We start from the raw sequence: 21,062 nt of genomic DNA, 5'->3' as shown, positions 1-21,062 counted from the left end.
ATTACATTATTTGCAAAAATTATTTTTCAGTATCTTTCTGGGTTGATTCTATTAATTTAAAAATTCTTATTAACATTTTTCTATTTTTATCTGTGGAAGATGGATTATCTGGTAAGTTTAATTCCCATTTTGTACGTTGTCCATCAACATTAATAAACCCTTGTACATAGCCTGCATTATTACTTTTTGCCATATCAATAGTCATATTTTTATTTAGAAATGCATAATCCCTAAAACCTTCCGTACCAAAAAAGAATACTGGATATTTGACTTTATTATAGAATTCAATATATTTTTCTTGATCAGCTTCTGAAAAGGCATCTTTGGTTATGATAAGTGCATCATATATTTCCTTGTCGTTAATTAAAGAATCAAGCTCTCTTTTTTGATATGAAATATTTTTGAAATTTGAAAGTACATCATTTCCTACAATAGCTATTTTCAAATCATTTCCGTTGTACTCAATGTGTTCTTTAGCATTTTCTCCTTTTCCACAACCCATCAATAAAAAAGCTAAAGACATAATAATAAAGATTTTTTTCATTACTGATAACCTCTTTTCCTAAAATATAATTAAATGGTGACCGACCTTCTGGTAATTAACAATAATTACAATAATTGAAAATAAAAAACAGCACTAGTTATTTAGGATTAATAATAACATCCTTTGATGGATTATATACAAAGATTATTCAGGAAAATTTTGATGACTTTCTTCGCATCGAAGTTAAAGATAAATGCGGTTTCCTGAGACTACCCCAAAAAGATTTGTGTATTTTTTTAGCAATAAAGTATAGACCAATATACCGAATAAATGATTTTCTTTTCTTAAGAAATCAATCACAGAGTATTTATAATGGTTATATAAGCGTTTTCGATTTTCTTTTTTTCGAGGTATGTGAAACTAATTTTTGTTTTTTATCGTCTATTGATAAATTTCCCCGGGGGAGGTGTTAATCATATCACAGGTTCAGATACATTCTGGAAAGACAAATGAAGAATTATTGAGAAATCTCATAGGGGATTATAGTGAAGAAATAAAAAGATTGGCCTATTCATACCTCAAAGACTGGACGACGTCCGATGATATTACTCAGGAGGTATTTATAAAATGTTATCAAAAGATGGATACCTTTAGAGGTGAAAGTTCATATAAAACCTGGCTTTATAAAATAGCTATTAATCTATGTAAAGATTACTTAAGAAGTAAATGGTATCGTCATATCCTTCCAAGTGATTTTTATAAAGTCCGGTTTAAATCTAATACTCTTTCCCCTGAAGAACAATTTATTTCTAAAAGTGAAGATATAGAATTATCACAAATGGTTTTATCCTTACAAGCAAAATATCGGGAAATTATTATTCTGTACTACTATGAAGATTTAAAAATAAATGAAATAGTACAACTAACAGGTATTAACTCAGAAACCATTAAAACAAGATTACGGCGTGCAAAAAAAATCCTTGAAAAGAATATGAAAAGGGGTGTAAGTAATGGAACGTCGCCTTGAGAATTTGAAAGAAAGTATGGATAATACAGTGCTAAAAAGTGGAAGGTTAACGGAATCTGATAAGCATAGGATTTTTCAAACTGCAATAACCGTAGAGAAAACCAAAAAGCGTTACTTTCTAGCTCCTGTTCTTTCGTTTGTAATGTGCACAAGTATACTTTTGATTATGGGCGGATATATATATACACAAATTACGCAGCCAGAAATGGGAAATCTAAATGCCGCAATAAGCTCTAAATTTGAATTATATGAAGGAAAGTCTTTAAGTATAGCAGTTATTGGAGAACCACCGCAAGTTAGAGAAGCGCAAATTAACTTCAAAGAAATTACATTTGATGATTTAACAAAAGAAGACTTAGTAGACTTTGATGCCGTAATTATTATGGGAGAAAATCTTAATCACGCAGCGGAAAGTCAATATGCAGACATCTATATAAATTCACCAATTCCATTCTTTTTTATTTCAACTACATCTCATTTACCTTTTACACAAAAGGATATAGAATATGGAGAGACTTGGAATTGGACTCCTGGTAATAGCTACGCTGTCGGGGTTCTTAAATCGCAAGAAGATGATGAATTAAGAGCTTGGGGATATGGTTTGTATGATGATGAAAAAACTAACGAACATATTGAAGATGTTTACTCAAGAATTTTTATGACAATAGAAGAACTAAAAAGTTAGGTAAGACAGAAAAAGGGAGCGTTTTTCTGCTCCCTTATATGTTTTACTTCATTATAGTTTCTTCTTTAACAAACGGGCGCTTTAATGGAATTAGGTTCACAGTAATACTCAAACTTTTTTATAAAACCAAAAATTAATCTGCTGGATATGAATCCATTTTGATCATTCTTTTTTCAAAATGGATTCTTTTTATTTATTATAAGGATATGTTAAACTTTATTGTTGATTATAAAAATAATAAAAGGACTTCGATGAATTTGAAGTCCTTGTTCAAATTAAGATAACTGTTCCAAAAGCAACAAAGGCAATTCCAATCAATAATGTGAATCCCTTAATTACATCAGATGAAGTCTACTTAATAAACTAAATAAAAATTCAAACTCAATATAACCGCTTACTCCGATAACACCCTTATCTTTATAATCCCCTTGTAGTTTGATGATTAAGAGGAAATTTTTAGTCCTTTTATTTTTAATAGCTAACCTTTTAGTCTTACTGTCACCATTTTTCAGAAAAAGTTCCGTAAGCAATTATGATGATCTAAAAAATGCTGCATTTGGTTTTCCGTTCCCTTTTGTTAATCAAGACCTATCCAGCTATGACCCACCATTTCCTTATGTTATGTCTATTTCTTCTCCCTGGGAAAATCCTATGTCAATAAATCTGTTATCTTTAATTGCCTCTTTGTTTGTTGTAAATGTGCCAATTTATTTTATTTACTATATATATGGTTTACTCAGGAAGTAATTTTTCATAATTTTCAGCACTCAGATCCAAAGTGTCTTATTCGACTAACTGGCAGTCTAGTGCAATAAGCATACTTCTTATTTACAGTAGGAAATGAAGGTAAATCCAGTTCTATAGGAGAATAAGTAATGAAAAACCACGGGGGATTAGAATGTCTAATATAAGTTGGGAAGAGTCGTATTTAGGTCAATTACGAAAACTAATTGGTCATAAAAAAATTATACACCCATCTATTCGTGCCATCATTCAGGATGAAAAGGAACGAATCCTCTTCATTGAAAGAAAGGGACAAAATACATGGGGAATGCCCGCAGGTTCAATGGAAATAGGTGAATCCATTTTTGAAGCACTTAAAAGAGAGATAAAAGAAGAAACAGGTATTAACGTTATTGATGCCACGTTAATTGCAATATATTCGGGACCAGATAAATCAATAAAAAATGGATTCGGAGACGAATACCAGATGTTTGAATTTTTATTTAGAGTAGATAATTGGACTGGAACTACCATAAAGGAAACTGATGAAAGTAAAAACGCTGAATTTTTTCCATTAGATAGCATTCCTAAAGGTACTAATCAATTTTGGGACAATCATCATAAGGAAGTAATTGAGGATTTAAAAAGCTTCAATGGGCAACTCATTTTAAAATAGTCCAGATTAATAATTGGGTATAAGCTTATTCAACATCGGGTGCTATTCTTTAAGATCTGGCTGCAAAAAAACAGCCTTTTTCTTATTCCGCTAACGGTCAGTTTAAAAATCAACGGTTAAATTACAAATAAAATCAGAACGGAGTAATATATGGTTATTTTAATAAGTGCTGTAAGTGGTACTGGTAAACCTTGGTGGCTCAAAAGTTATTAGAAAAATATCATATTTCTTATCTCTCTATAGACCATTTAAAAATGGGATTGTACAGAGGAGATAAGAATTGTGGATTCACACCAATAGATAGTACCGATGTCATTGGAGATAAGCTCTGGCCAATATTAAAAGGGATTATTATGACAAATATCGAGAATGAACAACATATCATAATTGAGGGCTGCTATATATCGCCTCACTATATGAAGGACTTTGACACCAATTATTCAGAAAAAGTAATTCCAGTATTCTTAGGTTTTTCGACAAATTATATACAAGAAAACTTCGAAACAAAAATAGTGAAACATAGGAATGCTGTTGAACTCCGTAATTGGCCGGAAGAAAGAACGATGGAAGAACTAATCAAGGAACATAAAGAATTTAAAACAAAATGTTTAAAAGCAGGTGTAAGGTATTTTGAAATCAAAAACGACTATGACAAAGAAATATTGAATGTTTATGACTATATAGAGACTGAAAAACGGAGAATCGACTCTTTATAAATTGGGGGTCTCAATTATAGTTATTGAAGCAAAGGGTGCGTTAGTTAAATTTTAAGATCGCTGAGTCGATCTTTTTTCTTGTTGAACTAACTGGCAGTTTAGTTGAAAAAGGAATGTATAAATAATTGACGAATTATTCCAGGTATTAAATCTTTTAGGGGGTTTTTGAGTGGAAGGACCTAAAGGTCAGAATTATTTTATTACAGATGGTGATTGGGATATAGGTAAGGTGCTTGTATGTACTGGAAAATGGGAATCTAACCTAATTGAAATAATGAAAAATAACGGCATTTACAATATAAGATTAAGTGGTTCTGTGGGATGGAGTGATAATGATATTAGTTTTTTATCATCAATAAAATTTTTAAAGGGAGTAGAGATTTATTTTTCCTCTGATATAAAAGATATGACTCCGCTTTATTCTCTATCAAGTTTGGAATTTTTAGGCATTGATGATTATATAAAAACTGATTTAGATTTTAGCAACTTTAATAACCTGAAAATTTGTCTTATCAGTTGGTGTTCAAAATATAAGAATATGTTTAATGTGAACACCTTAAAGCATTTACTTATTAATAAGTATCCTTATGAATCCTTAAAAGAATTATCTAATCTAAAAAATTTAGAAATATTAGATATTACATCTAGAAAATTACAGTCATTAGATGGCATTCAAGCATTAAATAAACTTAAAGTTTTAAAATTGTTTAAGTGTACACATCTTGTGGAACTTAAAGGAATTGAACATTTAACAGAATTAAAACAATTAGACATTGATACCTGCAATAAATTGAATAATTTAAACGGATGCGAAAAATTAGTAAATCTTGTGAAAATCAACTTGGAAAATAATAAGGGACTAGATAGCTTATGGCTTTCAAAATAAAACGGGAAAGATTATTTGAGGAATAATTTTCTTATTCAGCTAACGGGGTGCGCGCGACAAGTTCTGTTATAAACGCTTTGCAGCGTGAAATACAGGAAGTTTACTAGATTTACTTCAACTTTACAACGGAGGATAGGAATGATGGAGCCATGTTTCTTGAAACTATCCCGTCAATACTCCTGCATGCGTTATGACTGACAGGTCATGGGGTGTGAAGCACAGGTAGATTCGGCAGAACGAAGGCTAAAGCCATCCTTATGGAAAAGGTACGCTGACGGATATGCCGCACGGCTGAAAAACTAGATATGGTGAGAATCGTTCCATTATAAAGGAACTGACGAACTTCCGAAGGTAAGGGTCTAAAGTTAGAACATACGGAAACGTATGTACCATCCAAAGATGGGGTGAGTGGTGTAAAGTAAAAATGCACCCTCTGAAATACACTATACCGAACAACGGCGGTATCCAGCTCACAGGCTTATAGGAAGCACCTACGTTTAGAATGTATAGCTACGTTGTAAAGGACTTGGAAAGCAAGGAACGTTGAACCAAGGGCTGTCACCCGAAACGGTTGTTATAAGGCATAAGCTGAAAAGCATTCATCCTTGTGAGGGTAGGGGTATGACTGAGGAAGCTCCTGTAATGGGAGTGGAGGAACAGCCCCAAGTCTAGCGAAATGAAATGATTATTTTCCAAGCGTGCATCGCACCGATCGGGTAGGAACGTGGGGATTTCCACAGTGTGAGCTCTTAGTAGGAAGAGTTGAGACTCCTTTTTTTCTAAGGGTAACGAGGAACTTATAGTCTAGTACACATCGTTAGATGGAACGCGGAATGATGGGAAACTATCACGTTCCGTGTGGAGCAGGGGAAAAGCTGGAGATCACTTCAAACGCTTACCTATTGCAAACAAGTGTTGAACAGTCTGGTTGCTGCGGCAGCCCTTTTTCTTCTTCAACTAAAATGGCAGATTTGTTGAAGAAGGATATTTTCCTGTTTTAAGCGAATTAGAATTTCAAACAAACCTTACACGAATACAGGTATTGAAAATAACAGGAACATAGGAGGTATGAGATATGAAGATCAATAGAATAGATCATGTGAGTATAAACGTAAATGATCTTTCAGAGGCTAAAGCGTTTTTTCTTGATTTAGGACTTGAAGTGCAAACGGAATGGGAATTGGATGGAGAACAGTTGGACAGAATAGTTGGGCTTAATGATGTTAAAACGGCTTGTGTAGGATTGGGGATGCCAGATGGTCAGGCATGGATAGAGCTGGTCAAATTTTATACGCCGTCAGATGAAAAAGATATTCAGCAACCTTTTGCAAATACGCTGGGTATCCGACATATTTGCTTTGCTGTTGAAGATATTGAAGCTATTGTTGCAAAATTGAAAAAGAAGGGCACGGAAATCTTTAGTGAGATACAGCAATATGAAGAAAGTTATAAGTTATGTTACGTTCGTGGTCCAGAGGGAATTATTTTAGAGTTGGCGGAGAAAATCAGATAAATATTGAATGTGACTTTAAATGATTTAGATCTCCAACTTTAAAGATTCCTTCTTAAACTCGGGTGCATTACTGGAACAATGGTAATGCATTTTCTTATTAAAGTAACGGGAGGGAGTTCAATAAGGTTAAATCAAAACGCTTTGGGAAACGAATAAAAGAGAAGCAAATCGAATCCATTAATACAAAGAATAGGAGTATAAAAGATGAATGCTTTGATGAAAGATTTTTTATTTTATTTAATGGCATTTTTAGGAATTTTAATTATGTTTATTAGCGTCATTAATATTGGGATTATAGACACGAAAAATAAGAAGAGTGAACAAAAGAAAAGTAAATCAAAACATGTGAAATTACTGATATTTGGGTTAATTGTTTTTGTTTTATCCCGTATCTTACATGGACAAATTCTTTAAGAGGTTAATTATGACAACCCTTAAAAAGCTAACGGAGAGCTTTACTTCAAGAAGGAGTAGAGCCTTCTTAATGTACTAATGGGGCAGGATAGTTGAAGAAGGAATACTCTTTGTCCTATCGGTAGCATATGTTTATACCGAAGGAGGTTTGTTAATGAAGAAATTATTAGTTGCGAATGTATTTTTATTGTTTAGCCTAATTTATGTAATAGTTCGGGTTACACATAGCACATTATACCTTCCTAAAATTTCAATCGAAGCTGATAATTCGGTTAGTCTTCATTGGAATGCCATTGCAATTGATACGGGAATAGTAAAAAATAGTCCTGAATCTATTTATCTAATTTGGATGACACCAGTTTACTTGTTGGTTTTAATTGCATTAGTTCTTACCTTTTTAGCATTCAAAGAGAAAAGATGATGAAAAGAATCTTATTGAAGTAACCGGGGGCAAGAGCAAAAGAAATGATCGCTACGGCGGTCTTTTTTCTTGTTGTGTTAACGAAGCAGGCTAGTGGAACAAGAAGAAGAAAAAAATTAGAGGTAAAATACCTTCTTTTCGAGAAATTGTAAAATGGCTCCTTTTTACATATGACATAAAGACCGTTTAAATGACGGTCTTATTTATATAGGCGTGAATAAATACTTGTAACCTTTTTTGGGGCTCAAACGATTAATATATGTAAACCAAAACGAGGGGGGAACGATTTGTTTGATAATGAAAATTTAGAGGCACAGATTGATATTATCTATCATCGCTATTATTTAGAAGTGTATCGGTTCCTTATGTGTTTTTCTGGAAATCAAAACGATGCTGAGGATTTAACTCAAGAAGTGTTTATTCGAGTCCTAAATAACCTGTCTAACATAAACAGTATCGTTAACTTTAAAACTTGGATATTTTCAATTGCGAAGCATGTTGCAATTGACCATTATCGGAAAAGAAGATTCTCTTCCCTCTTCACGGATGGATTTTTTAAACATATCGTATCAACTGAAAAGGAACCAAATGAAGTATATGAACAAAACGAAATGAAAAGGCTGGTTCACGGAGCAATTTCAAAGTTAAAACCAAACTATCGGGCAGTAGTAATATTAAGAGGCATAAACGAATTTTCAATTAAAGAGACATCCGAGATCCTTCAATGTAGCGAATCAAAGGTCAAGGTAGATTATCACAGAGCCTTAAAAGAACTTAAAAAGAAATTGAAATTGGATGCAGAGGAGGTTATTGGAAATGCAAACTGATAAAGACTTATTTGATTTAATTAAAGAAGCATATCCACTCAACCCTAGAGAGGAGTTTGTCTCAACCACAGCCGCTGAACTTAAACAAACTGCAAGGAAAATAAATAGGAAAAAAAGGATTAAACGATTCTCTTTCACTTCAACCATTATTGCAATATGTGCCGTAGCTATTTCATGGTTTTTCTTTTATGGCGGAAAGGATGTAATTTCCAACAATCAAAACACCCTTCAGGAAAGGAATTCCTCATCCATCACAACTATAAACAACCAAAACCCTTTAGTTTATATTTATCAATCACACAATTTAGAATCATTTTTCACAGAGTCTAAAACAATTGACCCTAATGAAGCGTTTCACGATACGAAAAATATTACATTAGTTGGCGAGAGATTAAGCCAATCATTAAGAAATAGAGGTATAAATTCCATCCATGATAATACCAATATAATGGAAATTCTAAAAGAAAAAAACTTACCATTCAGCGATTCATATAAAGTTTCTAGAGAGCCACTGGAAGAATCCTTAGCTAATAATAAGACGATTCAAATGGTTTTTGATATACACAGGGATTCACGAAAGAGAAGTGAGACCACGATTAATTTGGATGGAAAAGATTATCCTAGGATTGCGTTTTTAGTATCCAAAACAAGTGTCAATTACGAAGTAAATTTAAAGTTCGCTGAGCTGCTTCATCAATATATTGAAGAAAAATATCCTCACTTATCAAGAGGAGTATTTGTTAAAGACAATCCACCAAATCAAAATACTTATAATCAAGACCTTTTTGGTAACTCTGTTTTATTAGAAATTGGTGGACCTGAAAATACTTTGGATGAGGAATATAGAACTGTGGATGTCCTTTCAGGAATTATTAAAGAAATCCTTTCAGATTGGACTGAACAAAAAAAGAAATAGTGTTTTCATTAGTGGCTGCTGCGGTAGCTTCTTTTTTTAAAATCAAATTGTGAAGAATTACACTTAAAGTAACGTGGGCAAGAGTTGAAGACAGGCTGCCGTTGCGGAATCTTTTTCTTATTCGATTAACTAAAGAATCAGGTTTATAGAATCCCCCCTTTTTTTATCGCGATAAGGAAATAATGGTAATGATTCTAATGGGAATGTTGAAGTATCGTCACTCTTGGTACCAGCAATACTAACTCAACTAGAGAAAAAGTCACTAATATATAAGTGGCTTTTTTTCGTCAAAATTTAACAATTACTTAACTATCCTATTAATGGAAATGTTAGTATAGTTATATAAAATTCCCTTTATTTTGGAGGTACTATGCACATATCAAAATTACACATTTTAAACTTTAGAAATTTTCGAAACCAAAAATTTATTTTCCAACCTGGAGTAAATACACTGATTGGGGAAAATGGATCTGGAAAATCTAATGTTCTTTTTGCATTAAGGCTATTGTTAGACAACAATTTACCTATTAATGCATCAAAACTCTTAGAAACAGATTTTAATAGAGGAATTAGAAGATGGCAAGGACATTGGATTATTATCTCAATTGATTTTGAAAATTTAGATACAAGCGAGGGGGCAAGTCTTTTAGCTCATAATTTGGAACACATCGAAGGAAGTGTTTCAACTGGGACATATACATTTTATTTTAGACCTAATAAAAAATACAGAAAAAAGCTCTACGACTTAACAATGGATGAACATAAAGATCCAAACAAGCTAGATGCGATATTAAATGAGATCACCATTAATGATTATGAAGGTGTTTTTTACCTAAGAGCTAAAGCTAACTTCTCTGAAGAATCGGTTTATAAAGAATTAGTAGGTGATTTTGAAAATATTATTTTCCCTAACCCTGAAGATGAAAAAAAAGATATTCAAGGATATCCAGCAGCTAATTTATTTTTAGTTAGATCGGAAATTTCATGTACTTATATCAAAGCATTGCGTGATGTTATGTCTGAATTACGAAAAAATAAACAAAGTCCCTTATTAAGTTTGTTGAGGGGAAGTGCAAAAAATATATTAGTAGATGATTCAAAGACTATTACGGATAAAGTTACAGATTTAAATAAAACAATTAGTGGTCTTCCTGAAATAATGCAACTAGCTGAACGGGTTAGGAATACACTTAATTCTACAATTGGCTTTACATATGCTCCGAATGTCAGTATCCAATCTGAACTACCAGAAGATATAAATAAATTATTTCAAGCCTTAACCTTGTGGGTAGGGGACGGAGAAAATGATAATCATTTAGGAAAACTAGACGATCTTAGTCTTGGTGGAGCAAACCTTATTTATATTACTTTAAAATTACTTGAATATGAGTATAAACAACCAACGGAAGAAAAAGCAGCTCATTTCTTATTAATTGAAGAACCTGAAGCGCACATTCATACGCATATACAAAAAACATTGTTTGATAATTACAGATTTCAAAATACACAAGTTATTACAACTACTCATTCAACTCATATTTCATCTGCAAATAAAATTACTTCAGTCAATATACTTTGTAAGGAACCAAACGAAACACTCGTTAGTCAACCAAGCAATGGTTTGACACCTGAAGAGTGTTTGAGAATCGAAAGGTATTTAGACGCAACAAGAAGTACACTATTATTTGCTAAAGGTGTAATACTAGTTGAAGGTGATGCTGAATTAGTCTTGATTCCTACATTATTCAAGAAAGTGTTCGGTTTAAGCCTAGATGAAATAGGTGTCAGCTTAATTAATATGAATAGTACTGTATTTGAACATATTTCAAATCTATTTCACGATGAACGTATCAGAAGGAATTGTGCGATTATCACTGACCATGATCAATCCTTTATTCCCCTTCCTATAGAAAAGTCAAAGGATAATGACCAGGAAAGGAAGGCAAGGAATTCTGCTGAGAAAGGACAAGAACGAAAAGAAAAACTTGACGCTTATTGTTTGGGAAATCAATGGGTAGAGGCATTTTATGCTAAGCATACATTTGAAGTTGATTTTGTACTAAATGATAATGATCATGAAGTAAGAGGGACACTTAATAAGATTTATAAGCAAAAAAAGGCAATTGAAGGCTCTAAAAACTTACTTAAGTCCAATAACCCTATCGATGTTGGTTTGGAGACCCTACGATTAGCAGACAGTGTAGTAGGGAAAGGGTGGTTTGCTCTTTTATTAGCCGAAGAAATAACCTATAAAAGTTATATACCTAAATATATTCTTGATGCTATCGCTTTTTCTACGGGCCATATTGGGTATAAACATTTTGAGAAAATGATCAAGTATAGAATAGAAAATGAAGTTGGCGAGGAGGAATATGAAAAATTTAAAGAGAAATTAGAGGCCATTCCATTAGGAGACAGAGACCTGGAGCTATTAAAGAGTCTCTCTAATGACATTTTAGAAAGTGATGATGATTTATATTTATTTATGGAAAAATACGAGGAAATCAAAAATGTTTGAAGGTTTAAATCCAGAACAATTAGAAGCTGTGACAACAGAAAAAAATACACTAGTAATCGCTTGTCCAGGGAGTGGGAAAACTCGTGTATTAACTAGAAAGATTGCATATGAGTTAGAACGGATGAAAACGAAAAAGAAATTCATTGTTGCCCTAACTTTTACTAACAGAGCAGCAGAGGAAATCCAAAAAAGATTAGATGAGATGGGTATCCCTCAAGACCAACTTTGGGCAGGAACAATTCATTCATTTTGTTATCAGTGGATCATAAAGCCTTATTCTTGTTATGAACCAGATTTGGTAAATGGCTTTTCAATCATTGATGATACAAAGAAAGAAAAAATACTGAGTGAAATGAAATTGAAACGCTCATTACCCGTATGGGCAGAGATAAGTACTTCATTAAATAGGATAGGAGAATATATAAACAACGATAGTTACAGTAATGATCTAGCAAAGGAATTTCACCATGCTATTCTAGAAAATAAAGAAATGGACTTCGATTTATTACTCTACTATTCGTATAAACTAATTAATAATCATCAAAAAATTCGTCAACATCTATCTAATTTAATTAGTTATATTTTTGTTGATGAATATCAAGATACACAAGATTTGCAGTATGGAATAATTGGAAACATTATTGACGGGAGAGATGCTTGTAAATTATTTTTAGTCGGGGATCCTGATCAGGCAATATATGGTTCCTTAGGTGGTACACCAAGAAGTATTGAAGAAATAAGAGATGAAATTGGTCAACAAGAAATAGAATTAAAAAAAATATCTGGGAATTATCGGTCAACTCAAAGGATAGTGGACTTTTTCACAAACTTTCAATCAACAGATGTAGAAGTTCAAGCACTTGGTCCACATTCCTGGCAGAGAGGATTAATTACCCTAAATAAAACAATTGATAAAAATGACCTTTTCTCTGAGTTTACAAAAATAATAAGGAATAATCTTGATGACGGTGTAAAACCAAACGAAATTTGTATAATTGCACCTGTGTGGTACTTCCTTACTCCATTAGTTAAAAAGCTAAGGAGCTTGCTACCTGATGTTCCGTTTGAAGCCCCTATTGCAACTCCTTTACCGAGAAATAGAGAAAATTTCTGGTGGAAATTAACTAGGATATTTTTAACAGATATTTCTCCCGAAACATCTTTAAACCGGTTTCGATGGATAAAACAAGTTATACAAGAAATTAATATTTATACCAATAAATCTTTAAATGTAGAACAATTAGATTGTCGAAGGTATTTAAAGATTGTCAATAGAATTAAACCACATGATGACAATGCAATTAAATACTTGCAAACAGCATTCAATGAATTCTTCAAGGCTCTTGATATCGAATTTGTAGATAACCCAGTACTGTTTGATCAGTGGAATTCATTCTTCAATGGGTTAGAAGCTCGTTATGAATCAGATAACTTTAAAGATATCCCAAAAGATATAAAATATTTAAAAAGTACTTTTAAACAATCAAAAGGAGTAGTTGTAAATTCTTGTCACGGTGTAAAAGGTGAGGAATTCGAAACAGTCATAGCTTTTGGACTACTTTGGGGAAATATACCTAATTGGAGTTCCATCATAAATCAACCATATTATGTAACAAAATCTGCTTCATATAATCTTTTATACGTAATTGGATCTAGAGCTATAACAAATTTACACTTATTCGCAGAAACAGGAAGAACAACTAAAAGTAGGAAACCTTACAAAATAAATGAACATCTTGATTCATTATTGTTTGATTATGATATAGAACATTCTATTTAAATAGAGATGAAAATACTACTATATCACTGGAATATGGGGATCTTGCCTAACTAATCTATAAAAAACATAAATATCATTATGTTATCAACTAATTAATATAATTGTCATAATAAACCCAAGTTATCCCATAGAGTTGGATAACACACCATTTAGCATTCCAATTGTAACTTGATTGGAATGCTTTTTTTTATAGTAAAGCAGGTTACACAGAAGAACATCAAATTTTATTGTTTTATTTTACGTTCAATTTGTTCATTAGCCAAATTAAAGGATTACAAAGTTATTGTTATACTATGACTATTTTACATGAATAATAACTAATGTCTCAGATCAGGATGTTCCCTAGGGTTTTTTGTCTTATATTATCCATATTAAAATGTATATAAAAAAATAAATTAGTTAAAGATTATTATAGTTAGCATTGATAGAAAAAAGGAAAAGAGGTTAACAAATGAAAGAATCAAGTGATTACTGGAAGAGTAACCTTGAGGACGAATCGACAAAGGCTATTATGAATGAATATTTGCTAGGTTTAAAACTTGAAAATAAAGCCGAACGAACAATAAGAAATTATCGTTGGTTTTTAGAACGCTTTTTTAGCGTGTGTACTGTGCCTTTAAAACTATTAACATCTGATGATGTGAGAAAGTATCTGAATGAATTCACTAACAACAAAAAGGAAAGGACCGTGGACGCCTACTTATCAGCACTTTCCTCATTTTTTCAATTTTGCCTTGCTGAAGATTATATAGAAAATGTAATTATCAAAAAAAGATGGAGACCCAAAATACCGCAATCTTTACCTAAATATTTAAATGAGACAGAGTTTGCTAGGGTAAAAATCGCGGTAGAAAATTTGTCTCCTCATGATCGCGCGATGGTACTATTTTTATTTTCGTCGGGATGCAGAAGTTCAGAAGTTTCTAATCTATCTATTAAAGATGTCAATTTAGAAAAAAGAACAGCAGAAGTAACTGGAAAAGGAAAGAAAATTAGAAAGGTGCATTTTTCTGAAGAGTGTGCAATTATTTTGAATCAGTATTTACAAACAAGAAAATGTATTGAAGCAGATCCATTATTTTTGAATAATTCAGGTCAACGTTTAGGACCCAAATCCATTTATTACATCACAAGGAAAATTGGGAAAAAGGCTGGTCTACAGCAATCGTTACATCCACATTGTTGTCGCCATACGTTTGCTACAAACATGATTGCAAGAGGGGCAACCATTGAATTCATTGCAGATGAATTAGGACATTCAAATTTAAATACCACACGTATTTATGCACGAATTCTAACGGAGGACATGATTTTAGCTTATCAAAATAAAATGGGGTAGATAACTTTGAAAGTAGATGTACTAGAATCTTTTTTTGATGATCATCGTTCTAGGTTTAGCGAAGAAACAATTAGAAGCTATAGACTTTCTCTTAATCAATTTTTTTTATTTTGTGGAAAAAATTATGATGAAGTGAAAGCAACAGATATAAGAGCATGGCTTGCTTCAATGGAGGAAAAAGGTCTTAAAAAACGTACGATACATATTAAACTATCGGGTTTGAAATCGTTTTACCAATATTGTATGGAAGAGAATCTCCTCAAGAAAAATCCAGCACAAAAAGTAAAAACTCCTAAAAAAGATGATATCCTTCCAAAATATTTAAGTAGGCGGCAAGTAGCCCAACTTCAAGAATTAACAAGAAATGATTTCCAATTCCGTCCCATCATTGAAACGTTATATTCCACAGGGGTAAGGGTCAGTGAGCTATTACAAATCAAACTAGAAGATATTAAATGGGATACCCGGCAAATATGGGTAAGAAAAGGAAAAGGGAACAAAGAACGTTTTGTCCTTTTTACGCACGATTGTGCAGAACGCTTAAAGATGTACCTCGAAAAGCGAGAAACGAACAGTGTGTTTTTATTTTCCAATCGAAGAGGTGGGGCACTTCACCGAGAATTTATACAAAAGAACTTTCGCAATTTCTCAAAGTCCCTTGATTTTAAAGTAACTCCACATACGTTGCGACATACATTTGCTGCCCATTTAGCAGAAAAAAATATGCCTCAAAGTTACATTCAGGATCTACTCGGCCATGTTGATATTAATAGTACTCGTATTTATACACGATTGATGGAACATGCTCGTAAAAAACAATATGACCTTTACCATTAGGGAGGTAGAAAAAATGGGTAATTACTGGGGGTTAAATTAAGACTTACCAAATGAAGACAATCAAGAGATCATCGGAGAATTTTTATTAAGTTTAAAAGTATCAAACTGAAGCCGAGGAACAATCATTTTATATCGGAGTTTTTTAGAACGTTTTTTTGGGGAAATGAAAGAACCCTATACATCTCTCACTTCAAATACTATCCTAGTATGGTTTAAAAAAAATGATGGCCATCTAAATGAAGCGTCTTTCAGGCTTCGTTTAAGTATCCTTTCTCCCTTTTACAAATTTTGCTTACAAGAAGAGTATGTAGATAGTTCTCCAATAAAAAGCCGGTGGTTTCTTCGACTTCCACAATCTCTTCCTAAATATTTAGAGAAAGGAGATATTGCCAAAATACGTTACCAAAGCGAATTTACCTCCCTTCGAAATTAGGTGCTGGTAGAATTCATGCTAACAACAGGGTGTCGAGTAAGAGAAGTAAGGGAGCTAAATCGAGAGGATGTAGATCTTGAGAACCGCACCGCACGAGTTGTATGTAAAGGTAAAAAATTTGGATATGTCCATTTTACCGAGAAGTGTGCTTTTTTATTGGGAACGTATTTCTGTTACAGACATAAGTCTCAGAAAGCCTTATTTTTAACCTCCACTGGAAGGCGTTAAGCATTCTAAATTTTTCAATTAATAGCACAATTAGTTTTAAAAACGATATAAAAGGAACCTCTTAGAGGCTCCTAATTTGCTTATCGTTTTTTTCTGACCATTCTGCAATATTTTTAATAAAATTCCATACATCCCCATCAAAAGGTTTGAGGTAATCTGTATGTTCTGGGTTATTGCCCATTTTTTCAAACATTGACATTAGCCAGGTAGGTCCGTGGCCAGGAACCCTAAAATTTTTAAAAAGAGAATTGAAGATTTATGTAGATAAAGTATTTAGAGCCCTATTTCTGTTCGAGAAGTAAGGGCTATTTCTATTTAAAGGATTAATATTTATTGAAGCTCCTTTTGTAAGGTAGAACAAATCAATAATATGAAGAATAGTCTTTAAAATGAAATACTTATTAGGGAACACGCTCATTTCCTTTTTAAATTCAAAACCCATTATTTTCGAAAAAATAGATGTATATAAAAGAGTTTTTTAGTCAAAAATGGTAAAGCCTATCAAACTATAAAGCTATTTTAGAGAAAGGAGGGTACTTAGTTGGAAGTAACCAACAAATATTGGCAAAGCACACACGAAGAAATATCTAATCAAACTAGAACCATCTTAAATGAATACTTATTAAGTTTAAAACTGGAAAATAAAGCGGTAGCAACCATCATCAAATACCGAAGAATTTTAGAAAGATTTTTAATTAAATGTACGACTCCTCTTGAAGAGCTGACCTCCGTAGAGGTACGAAGGTGGTTAAACGGATTTTCTGTAAATAAAAAACCGAAAACCATTGATCTCGTCCTAGCCACCCTATCTTCTTTTTTTAACTTTTGTTTGGAGGAAGAATATATGGAAAATACCGTCATGAAAAAACGATGAGACCCAAAATACCAAAGGCTTTACCAAAATATCTGGATGAATATGAATACGCTCGTGTAAAGCGTACTGCAGAACAATTGCCGATTCGGGACAGGGCACTGATATTATTTCTTTTTTCTTCTGGCTGCAGAGTTTCCGAAGTATCAAATTTAAATATTCAAGATGTTGATATTGATAAACGAATAGGGGAAGTAAAAGGAAAAGGGAAAAAAATAAGGCATGTTCATTTTTCAGAAGAATGTGCGTTAGTGTTAAAAGACTATCTACAAACTCGTTCTGGTGACCCGACAGAATCATTATTTATGAATAAATTTTGTCAACGACTTTTAGCCTGTGGGATTCAACAAGTAATAAAAAAGGTAGGGAAAAAAACAGGCCTGAAGCAATCCTTCCATCCACACTGTTGTAGGCATACATTTGCGACCAATATGTTGGCTAGAGGGGCAGACCTTCAGTTTATTGCGGATGAGATGGGCCATTCAGACTTGAATACAACACGGGTTTATGCCCGAATACCGACAGAAGATATGATATTAAAATACCAAAATATTATGGGGTGAAATCTATGAAATTAGAAGTCCAACAATCTTTTTTTAATGACCAGCAGGCTCGTTTTAGTCCAGAAACCATCCGGGGCTACAAAATAGCTCTTTCTCAATTCTTTTCGTTTTGTCCAAAAAAGGTGAATGAGGTGAAGGCGAAAGATGTACGGGACTGGTTAGCCATGATGACTGAGAAAGGGTTAAAACCACGCAGTGTTCAAATGAAATTATCTGCATTGAAATCGTTTTATCAGTACTTGATGGAAGAAAACAAATTGGAAAAATCCCCGACATTAAAGGTACGTACACCTCAGAAAGAGGATTCCCTTCCTTACTATTTGGATAAACGGCAATTAGTCCTACTTCAGGAATTAACGAAAGACAATCCTAGGGAACGAGCATTAGTAGAAACGCTATATGCAACAGGTGTTCGAATCAGTGAATTGATGAATATCAAATTAGAAGATGTGAAATGGGAGAGCCGACAAATCTGGATTCGAAAAGGAAAGGGGAACAAAGAACGATATGTTTTATTTAGTCATGATTGTGCAGAACGATTGAAAGCGTATTTGAACCTACGTGATATTAACAGCACATACCTCTTTTCGAATCATAGAGGCGGACCCCTAAGTCGTGATTTAGTGGAATTGCTGTTTCGACAATATACAGAGACATTAGGATTTAGAGTCACCCCTCACACCTTGCGCCATACGTTTGCAGCTCATCTAGCAGAAAAGGGGATGGATTTTAGTTACATTAAAGAATTGCTCGGTCATGCCAATATCAATAGTACTCGTATTTACACTCGTCTCATGAACCATGCACGTAAAAAACAGTATGACCGGTTTCAGTCATAAGAAAAAGGAGAAAGAAAATGATAATGTACTGGGAGATTAAAAAGAAATTACCTAATTCGGAGAATGAGAAAGTGATCAATAAGTTCTTACTTAACCTGAAAAATACGAATAGAAGTAAGAGTACGATTATCAGGTACAGGACTACTTTGCAATCCTTTTTTGGGGAGATAGAAATCCTCTTTTCGTCCATCACATCTAATAACATCCAGCAATGGCTTTCGGATCATCAAAAGGACTGGAATGAAGGAACCATTCGTTCCCGTTCAATTGCTCTTCGTTCTTTTTTTCGCTATTGTGTAGAAAAAGGCTATATGGCAATACCGCCTATCAAAAGCAAATTTCAGGGGAGTATTACAGAAAAGTACTGGGAAGTAAAGGTACAACTGCCTAATGTAGAGAATAAAAGATTCATTAACGAGTATTTATTAAGTCTGAAAGTAGCAAACCGAAGTTTTTATACTATTAACAACGTCAGGTATTTTTTACAATCCTTTTTTAAAGAACAGGAAGGATTATTTTCTTCCCTTACATCGGATGAAATCCAGGAATGGCTCATCCAACATCATAAGGGTGTTAAAGAAAATACCATAAAGTTTCATGTAAGTGCTCTTTCAGCTTTTTATGCATTTTGTGTAGAAGAAGGTTATCTGGATAGATCGCCGGTCAAGTCACGATGGTTTCCACGTTGTCCGAAACCCATTCCTAAATATATGGGAAAAGAGGAGATTGCTAAAATTCGCTGGATATCCGAGAAAGGCTTGCTACGAGACAGAGCGATGTTAGAATTTTTTCTTTCCTCTGGTTGTCGAGTGGGGGAGGTGCATTTACTCGACCGAGCAAGTGTCGATCTAGAAAATCGAACGGCTCGGGTTGTCGGGAAAGGGAGGAAAATTCGCCAGGTTCATTTTTCGGAAAAATGTGCTCTGCTTTTGGAACGTTACCTCGAATGCCGAAAGGATGGTAATCCGGCCCTCTTTGTTGCAAGCGGAATCATATCGAGCCGAATTTCGAGTAGATGGATACAAAAAATCTTCAACCGAGTTGGGAACGAGGCTGGCGTAACAGGTTCACTACATCCCCACCGGCTACGCCATACGTTTGCGACGGAACTTTTGGCAAAAGGTGCGGATTTATTTTTTATCGCTGATGAACTGGGCCATTCCGATTTAAAGACAACACAGGTATACGCCAACCTTCCCAAATCGAAGGTTATTACCCTGTACCGCAAGTATATGGGATAAGGTGGATGTGAATGATGAATACAGATAAATGGATTAAGCGATTTACATTGGATTATCAATTTCGATTGGATTCAAGCACATTGACTCTTTACCACCTTTCAATCAAAAACTTGCTCGATTACATAAGAAAAGAAATTGATACCATTACCAAACACGATATTCGGAATTGGCTCGGCCATTTGATAGAAAAGGGGTACCAACCAAGTACGATTAACACAAAGCTCGCTGGGGTGAAACTCTTTTTTAAGTATTGTCTAGACGAAAAGGTCATTTCAAAAAATCCGACAAAAGATATTTTGTTCTCGAAAGTAGAGGGGAAACTGCCTCGTTATTTATCGATGGAAAAGCTCACCAAACTAAGGGCGCTCTTAGAAGGGCGGCTTGAAGAGAGAGCGATTGTCGAAGTATTATATGCTACCGGCATAAGAAAGAGTGAGTTAGCTGCCATGAAAAAAATAGATATCAATTGGTCAGAAAGACTCATTCTGATTCCAATGGGGAAACGGAAAAAGGGGCGTATCGTCTTATTTACGAGGGAGTGTGCAGAACACTTAAAATCTTACTTGGATAGCCGAACCGACGATTGGCCCTTTGTTTTTGCTTTAGTGACTTCAAACGGGAAACGTTCAAAACATGCTCGTGTGGTGGATCAAAGGTTTCTTATCTATTCAGAGCAATTGGGGTTCAAGATGACACCGCACACCTTGAGACACACCTTTGCTGCTCATCTGGCGAAAAAAGGAATGTCACTTGAATGCATTCAGGTTCTCTTAGGCCATGATAAGTTTGAGACTACCCGTGTATATGCCCGATTGTACGACCATGCCCGGAAGGAGATGTATGATGAATGGATGTAAAAATCCCCCTTTTCAATCAAAGGGGGATTAAACGGTCTCCTACATCAAGGGTAATGGGCTCGCTCCGCATAAATCCTTTTAACGTGAATAAATGTAGATGATTAAATCGCTTGAAACCCTTGATACCATTGGAATTCAGCGATTTTTTTACATTCCAGTTTTTCAGTAAAAGAAGGATTAACGCTTATTTTAAGAATTAACGCTTATTTTTGAGGAAATTCTTCAACAACAGTCAGTTTAGTGGAAGAATCGACTGTAGCTCTTATTA

At 33.8% G+C, this 21,062-nt stretch carries 22 protein-coding genes; 21 read left to right on the top strand and 1 reads right to left on the bottom strand.

Annotated features, from left to right (window positions below; genetic code table 11):
• Positions 1-19: 19 nt before the first annotated feature.
• On the bottom strand, positions 20-544 hold the full coding sequence (locus RTR43_RS21935; protein WP_312475256.1) for a hypothetical protein: 525 nt from the start codon (positions 542-544) through the stop codon (positions 20-22).
• 406 nt (positions 545-950) lie between these two features.
• Between RTR43_RS21935 and RTR43_RS21930 the strand changes: the two genes are divergently transcribed.
• The 21 genes from RTR43_RS21930 (at position 951) to RTR43_RS21835 (ending at position 20,794) form a co-directional block, all read left to right on the top strand.
• A complete protein-coding gene (locus RTR43_RS21930; RefSeq protein WP_312475254.1) occupies positions 951-1,511 on the top strand; it encodes a sigma-70 family RNA polymerase sigma factor in 561 nt (186 codons plus the stop codon).
• Positions 1,495-2,196: a hypothetical protein gene (locus RTR43_RS21925; protein WP_312475251.1), complete on the top strand. Its 702-nt coding sequence runs from the start codon at positions 1,495-1,497 to the stop codon at positions 2,194-2,196. Before RTR43_RS21930 ends, RTR43_RS21925 begins: the two co-directional genes overlap by 17 nt.
• An 898-nt stretch (positions 2,197-3,094) precedes the next feature.
• Positions 3,095-3,595 (top strand): NUDIX domain-containing protein, encoded by a 501-nt coding sequence (locus RTR43_RS21920; protein ID WP_312475249.1) that lies wholly within the window; start codon positions 3,095-3,097, stop codon positions 3,593-3,595.
• Between the two features lie 194 nt (positions 3,596-3,789).
• A complete protein-coding gene (locus RTR43_RS21915; protein WP_312475247.1) occupies positions 3,790-4,311 on the top strand; it encodes a 2-phosphoglycerate kinase in 522 nt (173 codons plus the stop codon).
• A gap of 169 nt (positions 4,312-4,480) precedes the next feature.
• Positions 4,481-5,197 carry a hypothetical protein gene (locus tag RTR43_RS21910; protein WP_312475245.1) on the top strand — a complete coding sequence of 239 codons (717 nt, stop codon included), beginning with the start codon at positions 4,481-4,483 and terminating at the stop codon, positions 5,195-5,197.
• An 833-nt stretch (positions 5,198-6,030) separates the two neighbouring features.
• On the top strand, positions 6,031-6,198 hold the full coding sequence (locus tag RTR43_RS21905; protein ID WP_312475244.1) for a hypothetical protein: 168 nt from the start codon (positions 6,031-6,033) through the stop codon (positions 6,196-6,198).
• A 74-nt stretch (positions 6,199-6,272) separates the two neighbouring features.
• Entirely contained in the window at positions 6,273-6,710 is a 438-nt protein-coding gene (locus RTR43_RS21900; RefSeq protein WP_312475242.1) for a VOC family protein, read from the top strand.
• A gap of 204 nt (positions 6,711-6,914) precedes the next feature.
• On the top strand, positions 6,915-7,124 hold the full coding sequence (locus RTR43_RS21895; RefSeq protein WP_312475240.1) for a hypothetical protein: 210 nt from the start codon (positions 6,915-6,917) through the stop codon (positions 7,122-7,124).
• A gap of 154 nt (positions 7,125-7,278) precedes the next feature.
• A complete protein-coding gene (locus tag RTR43_RS21890) occupies positions 7,279-7,545 on the top strand; it encodes a hypothetical protein (protein WP_312475238.1) in 267 nt (88 codons plus the stop codon).
• A 287-nt stretch (positions 7,546-7,832) separates the two neighbouring features.
• Entirely contained in the window at positions 7,833-8,372 is a 540-nt protein-coding gene (locus tag RTR43_RS21885; protein ID WP_312475235.1) for an RNA polymerase sigma factor, read from the top strand.
• Positions 8,362-9,288, top strand: coding sequence for a stage II sporulation protein P (spoIIP, locus tag RTR43_RS21880; RefSeq protein WP_312475231.1), 927 nt, complete (start codon positions 8,362-8,364; stop codon positions 9,286-9,288). Before RTR43_RS21885 ends, spoIIP begins: the two co-directional genes overlap by 11 nt.
• Positions 9,289-9,658: 370 nt before the next feature.
• Positions 9,659-11,806 carry an ATP-dependent nuclease gene (locus RTR43_RS21875; protein ID WP_312475228.1) on the top strand — a complete coding sequence of 716 codons (2,148 nt, stop codon included), beginning with the start codon at positions 9,659-9,661 and terminating at the stop codon, positions 11,804-11,806.
• On the top strand, positions 11,799-13,586 hold the full coding sequence (locus RTR43_RS21870; RefSeq protein WP_312475225.1) for a UvrD-helicase domain-containing protein: 1,788 nt from the start codon (positions 11,799-11,801) through the stop codon (positions 13,584-13,586). The genes RTR43_RS21875 and RTR43_RS21870 overlap by 8 nt, the downstream gene beginning before the upstream one ends.
• A gap of 451 nt (positions 13,587-14,037) precedes the next feature.
• Entirely contained in the window at positions 14,038-14,925 is an 888-nt protein-coding gene (gene xerA / locus RTR43_RS21865) for a site-specific tyrosine recombinase/integron integrase (RefSeq protein WP_312475223.1), read from the top strand.
• Positions 14,926-14,931: 6 nt separating this feature from the next.
• Positions 14,932-15,762 (top strand): site-specific tyrosine recombinase/integron integrase, encoded by an 831-nt coding sequence (xerA, locus tag RTR43_RS21860; RefSeq protein WP_312475220.1) that lies wholly within the window; start codon positions 14,932-14,934, stop codon positions 15,760-15,762.
• Between the two features lie 448 nt (positions 15,763-16,210).
• Complete coding sequence (locus tag RTR43_RS25695) at positions 16,211-16,423, top strand: tyrosine-type recombinase/integrase (RefSeq protein ID WP_396954612.1); 213 nt, start codon at positions 16,211-16,213, stop codon at positions 16,421-16,423.
• Positions 16,424-16,964: 541 nt separating this feature from the next.
• Entirely contained in the window at positions 16,965-17,297 is a 333-nt protein-coding gene (locus RTR43_RS21855; RefSeq protein WP_312475218.1) for a phage integrase N-terminal SAM-like domain-containing protein, read from the top strand.
• Positions 17,294-17,857 (top strand): tyrosine-type recombinase/integrase, encoded by a 564-nt coding sequence (locus RTR43_RS21850; protein ID WP_312475215.1) that lies wholly within the window; start codon positions 17,294-17,296, stop codon positions 17,855-17,857. The genes RTR43_RS21855 and RTR43_RS21850 overlap by 4 nt, the downstream gene beginning before the upstream one ends.
• Before the next feature lie 5 nt (positions 17,858-17,862).
• Positions 17,863-18,696, top strand: coding sequence for a site-specific tyrosine recombinase/integron integrase (gene xerA, locus RTR43_RS21845; RefSeq protein WP_312475213.1), 834 nt, complete (start codon positions 17,863-17,865; stop codon positions 18,694-18,696).
• Positions 18,697-18,713: 17 nt separating this feature from the next.
• The gene (locus RTR43_RS21840; protein WP_312475211.1) at positions 18,714-19,937 is read left to right on the top strand and encodes a tyrosine-type recombinase/integrase; all 1,224 of its coding nucleotides are present in this window, start codon (positions 18,714-18,716) and stop codon (positions 19,935-19,937) included.
• An 11-nt stretch (positions 19,938-19,948) separates the two neighbouring features.
• On the top strand, positions 19,949-20,794 hold the full coding sequence (locus tag RTR43_RS21835) for a tyrosine-type recombinase/integrase (RefSeq protein ID WP_312475209.1): 846 nt from the start codon (positions 19,949-19,951) through the stop codon (positions 20,792-20,794).
• Positions 20,795-21,062: the final 268 nt, after the last annotated feature.

The organism is Neobacillus sp. (assembly GCF_031988165.1).
Taxonomy (GTDB): domain Bacteria; phylum Bacillota; class Bacilli; order Bacillales; family Cytobacillaceae; genus Neobacillus; species Neobacillus rhizosphaerae.
Note: the sequence above shows the minus strand (reverse complement) of the source record. Positions and strands in the feature narration are given on the sequence as shown.

What these genes read in the sequence shown, in the direction of transcription:
- RTR43_RS21935 (WP_312475256.1), bottom strand. Translation starts at nt 544, where the DNA reads ATGAAAAAAATCTTTATTATTATGTCTTTAGCTTTTTTATTGATGGGT.
- RTR43_RS21925 (WP_312475251.1), top strand. Translation starts at nt 1,495, where the DNA reads ATGGAACGTCGCCTTGAGAATTTGAAAGAAAGTATGGATAATACAGTG.
- RTR43_RS21920 (WP_312475249.1), top strand. Translation starts at nt 3,095, where the DNA reads ATGTCTAATATAAGTTGGGAAGAGTCGTATTTAGGTCAATTACGAAAA.
- RTR43_RS21905 (WP_312475244.1), top strand. Translation starts at nt 6,031, where the DNA reads ATGATGGGAAACTATCACGTTCCGTGTGGAGCAGGGGAAAAGCTGGAG.
- RTR43_RS21900 (WP_312475242.1), top strand. Translation starts at nt 6,273, where the DNA reads ATGAAGATCAATAGAATAGATCATGTGAGTATAAACGTAAATGATCTT.
- RTR43_RS21895 (WP_312475240.1), top strand. Translation starts at nt 6,915, where the DNA reads ATGAATGCTTTGATGAAAGATTTTTTATTTTATTTAATGGCATTTTTA.
- RTR43_RS21890 (WP_312475238.1), top strand. Translation starts at nt 7,279, where the DNA reads ATGAAGAAATTATTAGTTGCGAATGTATTTTTATTGTTTAGCCTAATT.
- spoIIP (WP_312475231.1), top strand. Translation starts at nt 8,362, where the DNA reads ATGCAAACTGATAAAGACTTATTTGATTTAATTAAAGAAGCATATCCA.
- RTR43_RS21875 (WP_312475228.1), top strand. Translation starts at nt 9,659, where the DNA reads ATGCACATATCAAAATTACACATTTTAAACTTTAGAAATTTTCGAAAC.
- RTR43_RS21870 (WP_312475225.1), top strand. Translation starts at nt 11,799, where the DNA reads ATGTTTGAAGGTTTAAATCCAGAACAATTAGAAGCTGTGACAACAGAA.
- xerA (WP_312475223.1), top strand. Translation starts at nt 14,038, where the DNA reads ATGAAAGAATCAAGTGATTACTGGAAGAGTAACCTTGAGGACGAATCG.
- RTR43_RS25695 (WP_396954612.1), top strand. Translation starts at nt 16,211, where the DNA reads ATGCTAACAACAGGGTGTCGAGTAAGAGAAGTAAGGGAGCTAAATCGA.
- RTR43_RS21850 (WP_312475215.1), top strand. Translation starts at nt 17,294, where the DNA reads ATGAGACCCAAAATACCAAAGGCTTTACCAAAATATCTGGATGAATAT.
- xerA (WP_312475213.1), top strand. Translation starts at nt 17,863, where the DNA reads ATGAAATTAGAAGTCCAACAATCTTTTTTTAATGACCAGCAGGCTCGT.
- RTR43_RS21840 (WP_312475211.1), top strand. Translation starts at nt 18,714, where the DNA reads ATGATAATGTACTGGGAGATTAAAAAGAAATTACCTAATTCGGAGAAT.
- RTR43_RS21835 (WP_312475209.1), top strand. Translation starts at nt 19,949, where the DNA reads ATGATGAATACAGATAAATGGATTAAGCGATTTACATTGGATTATCAA.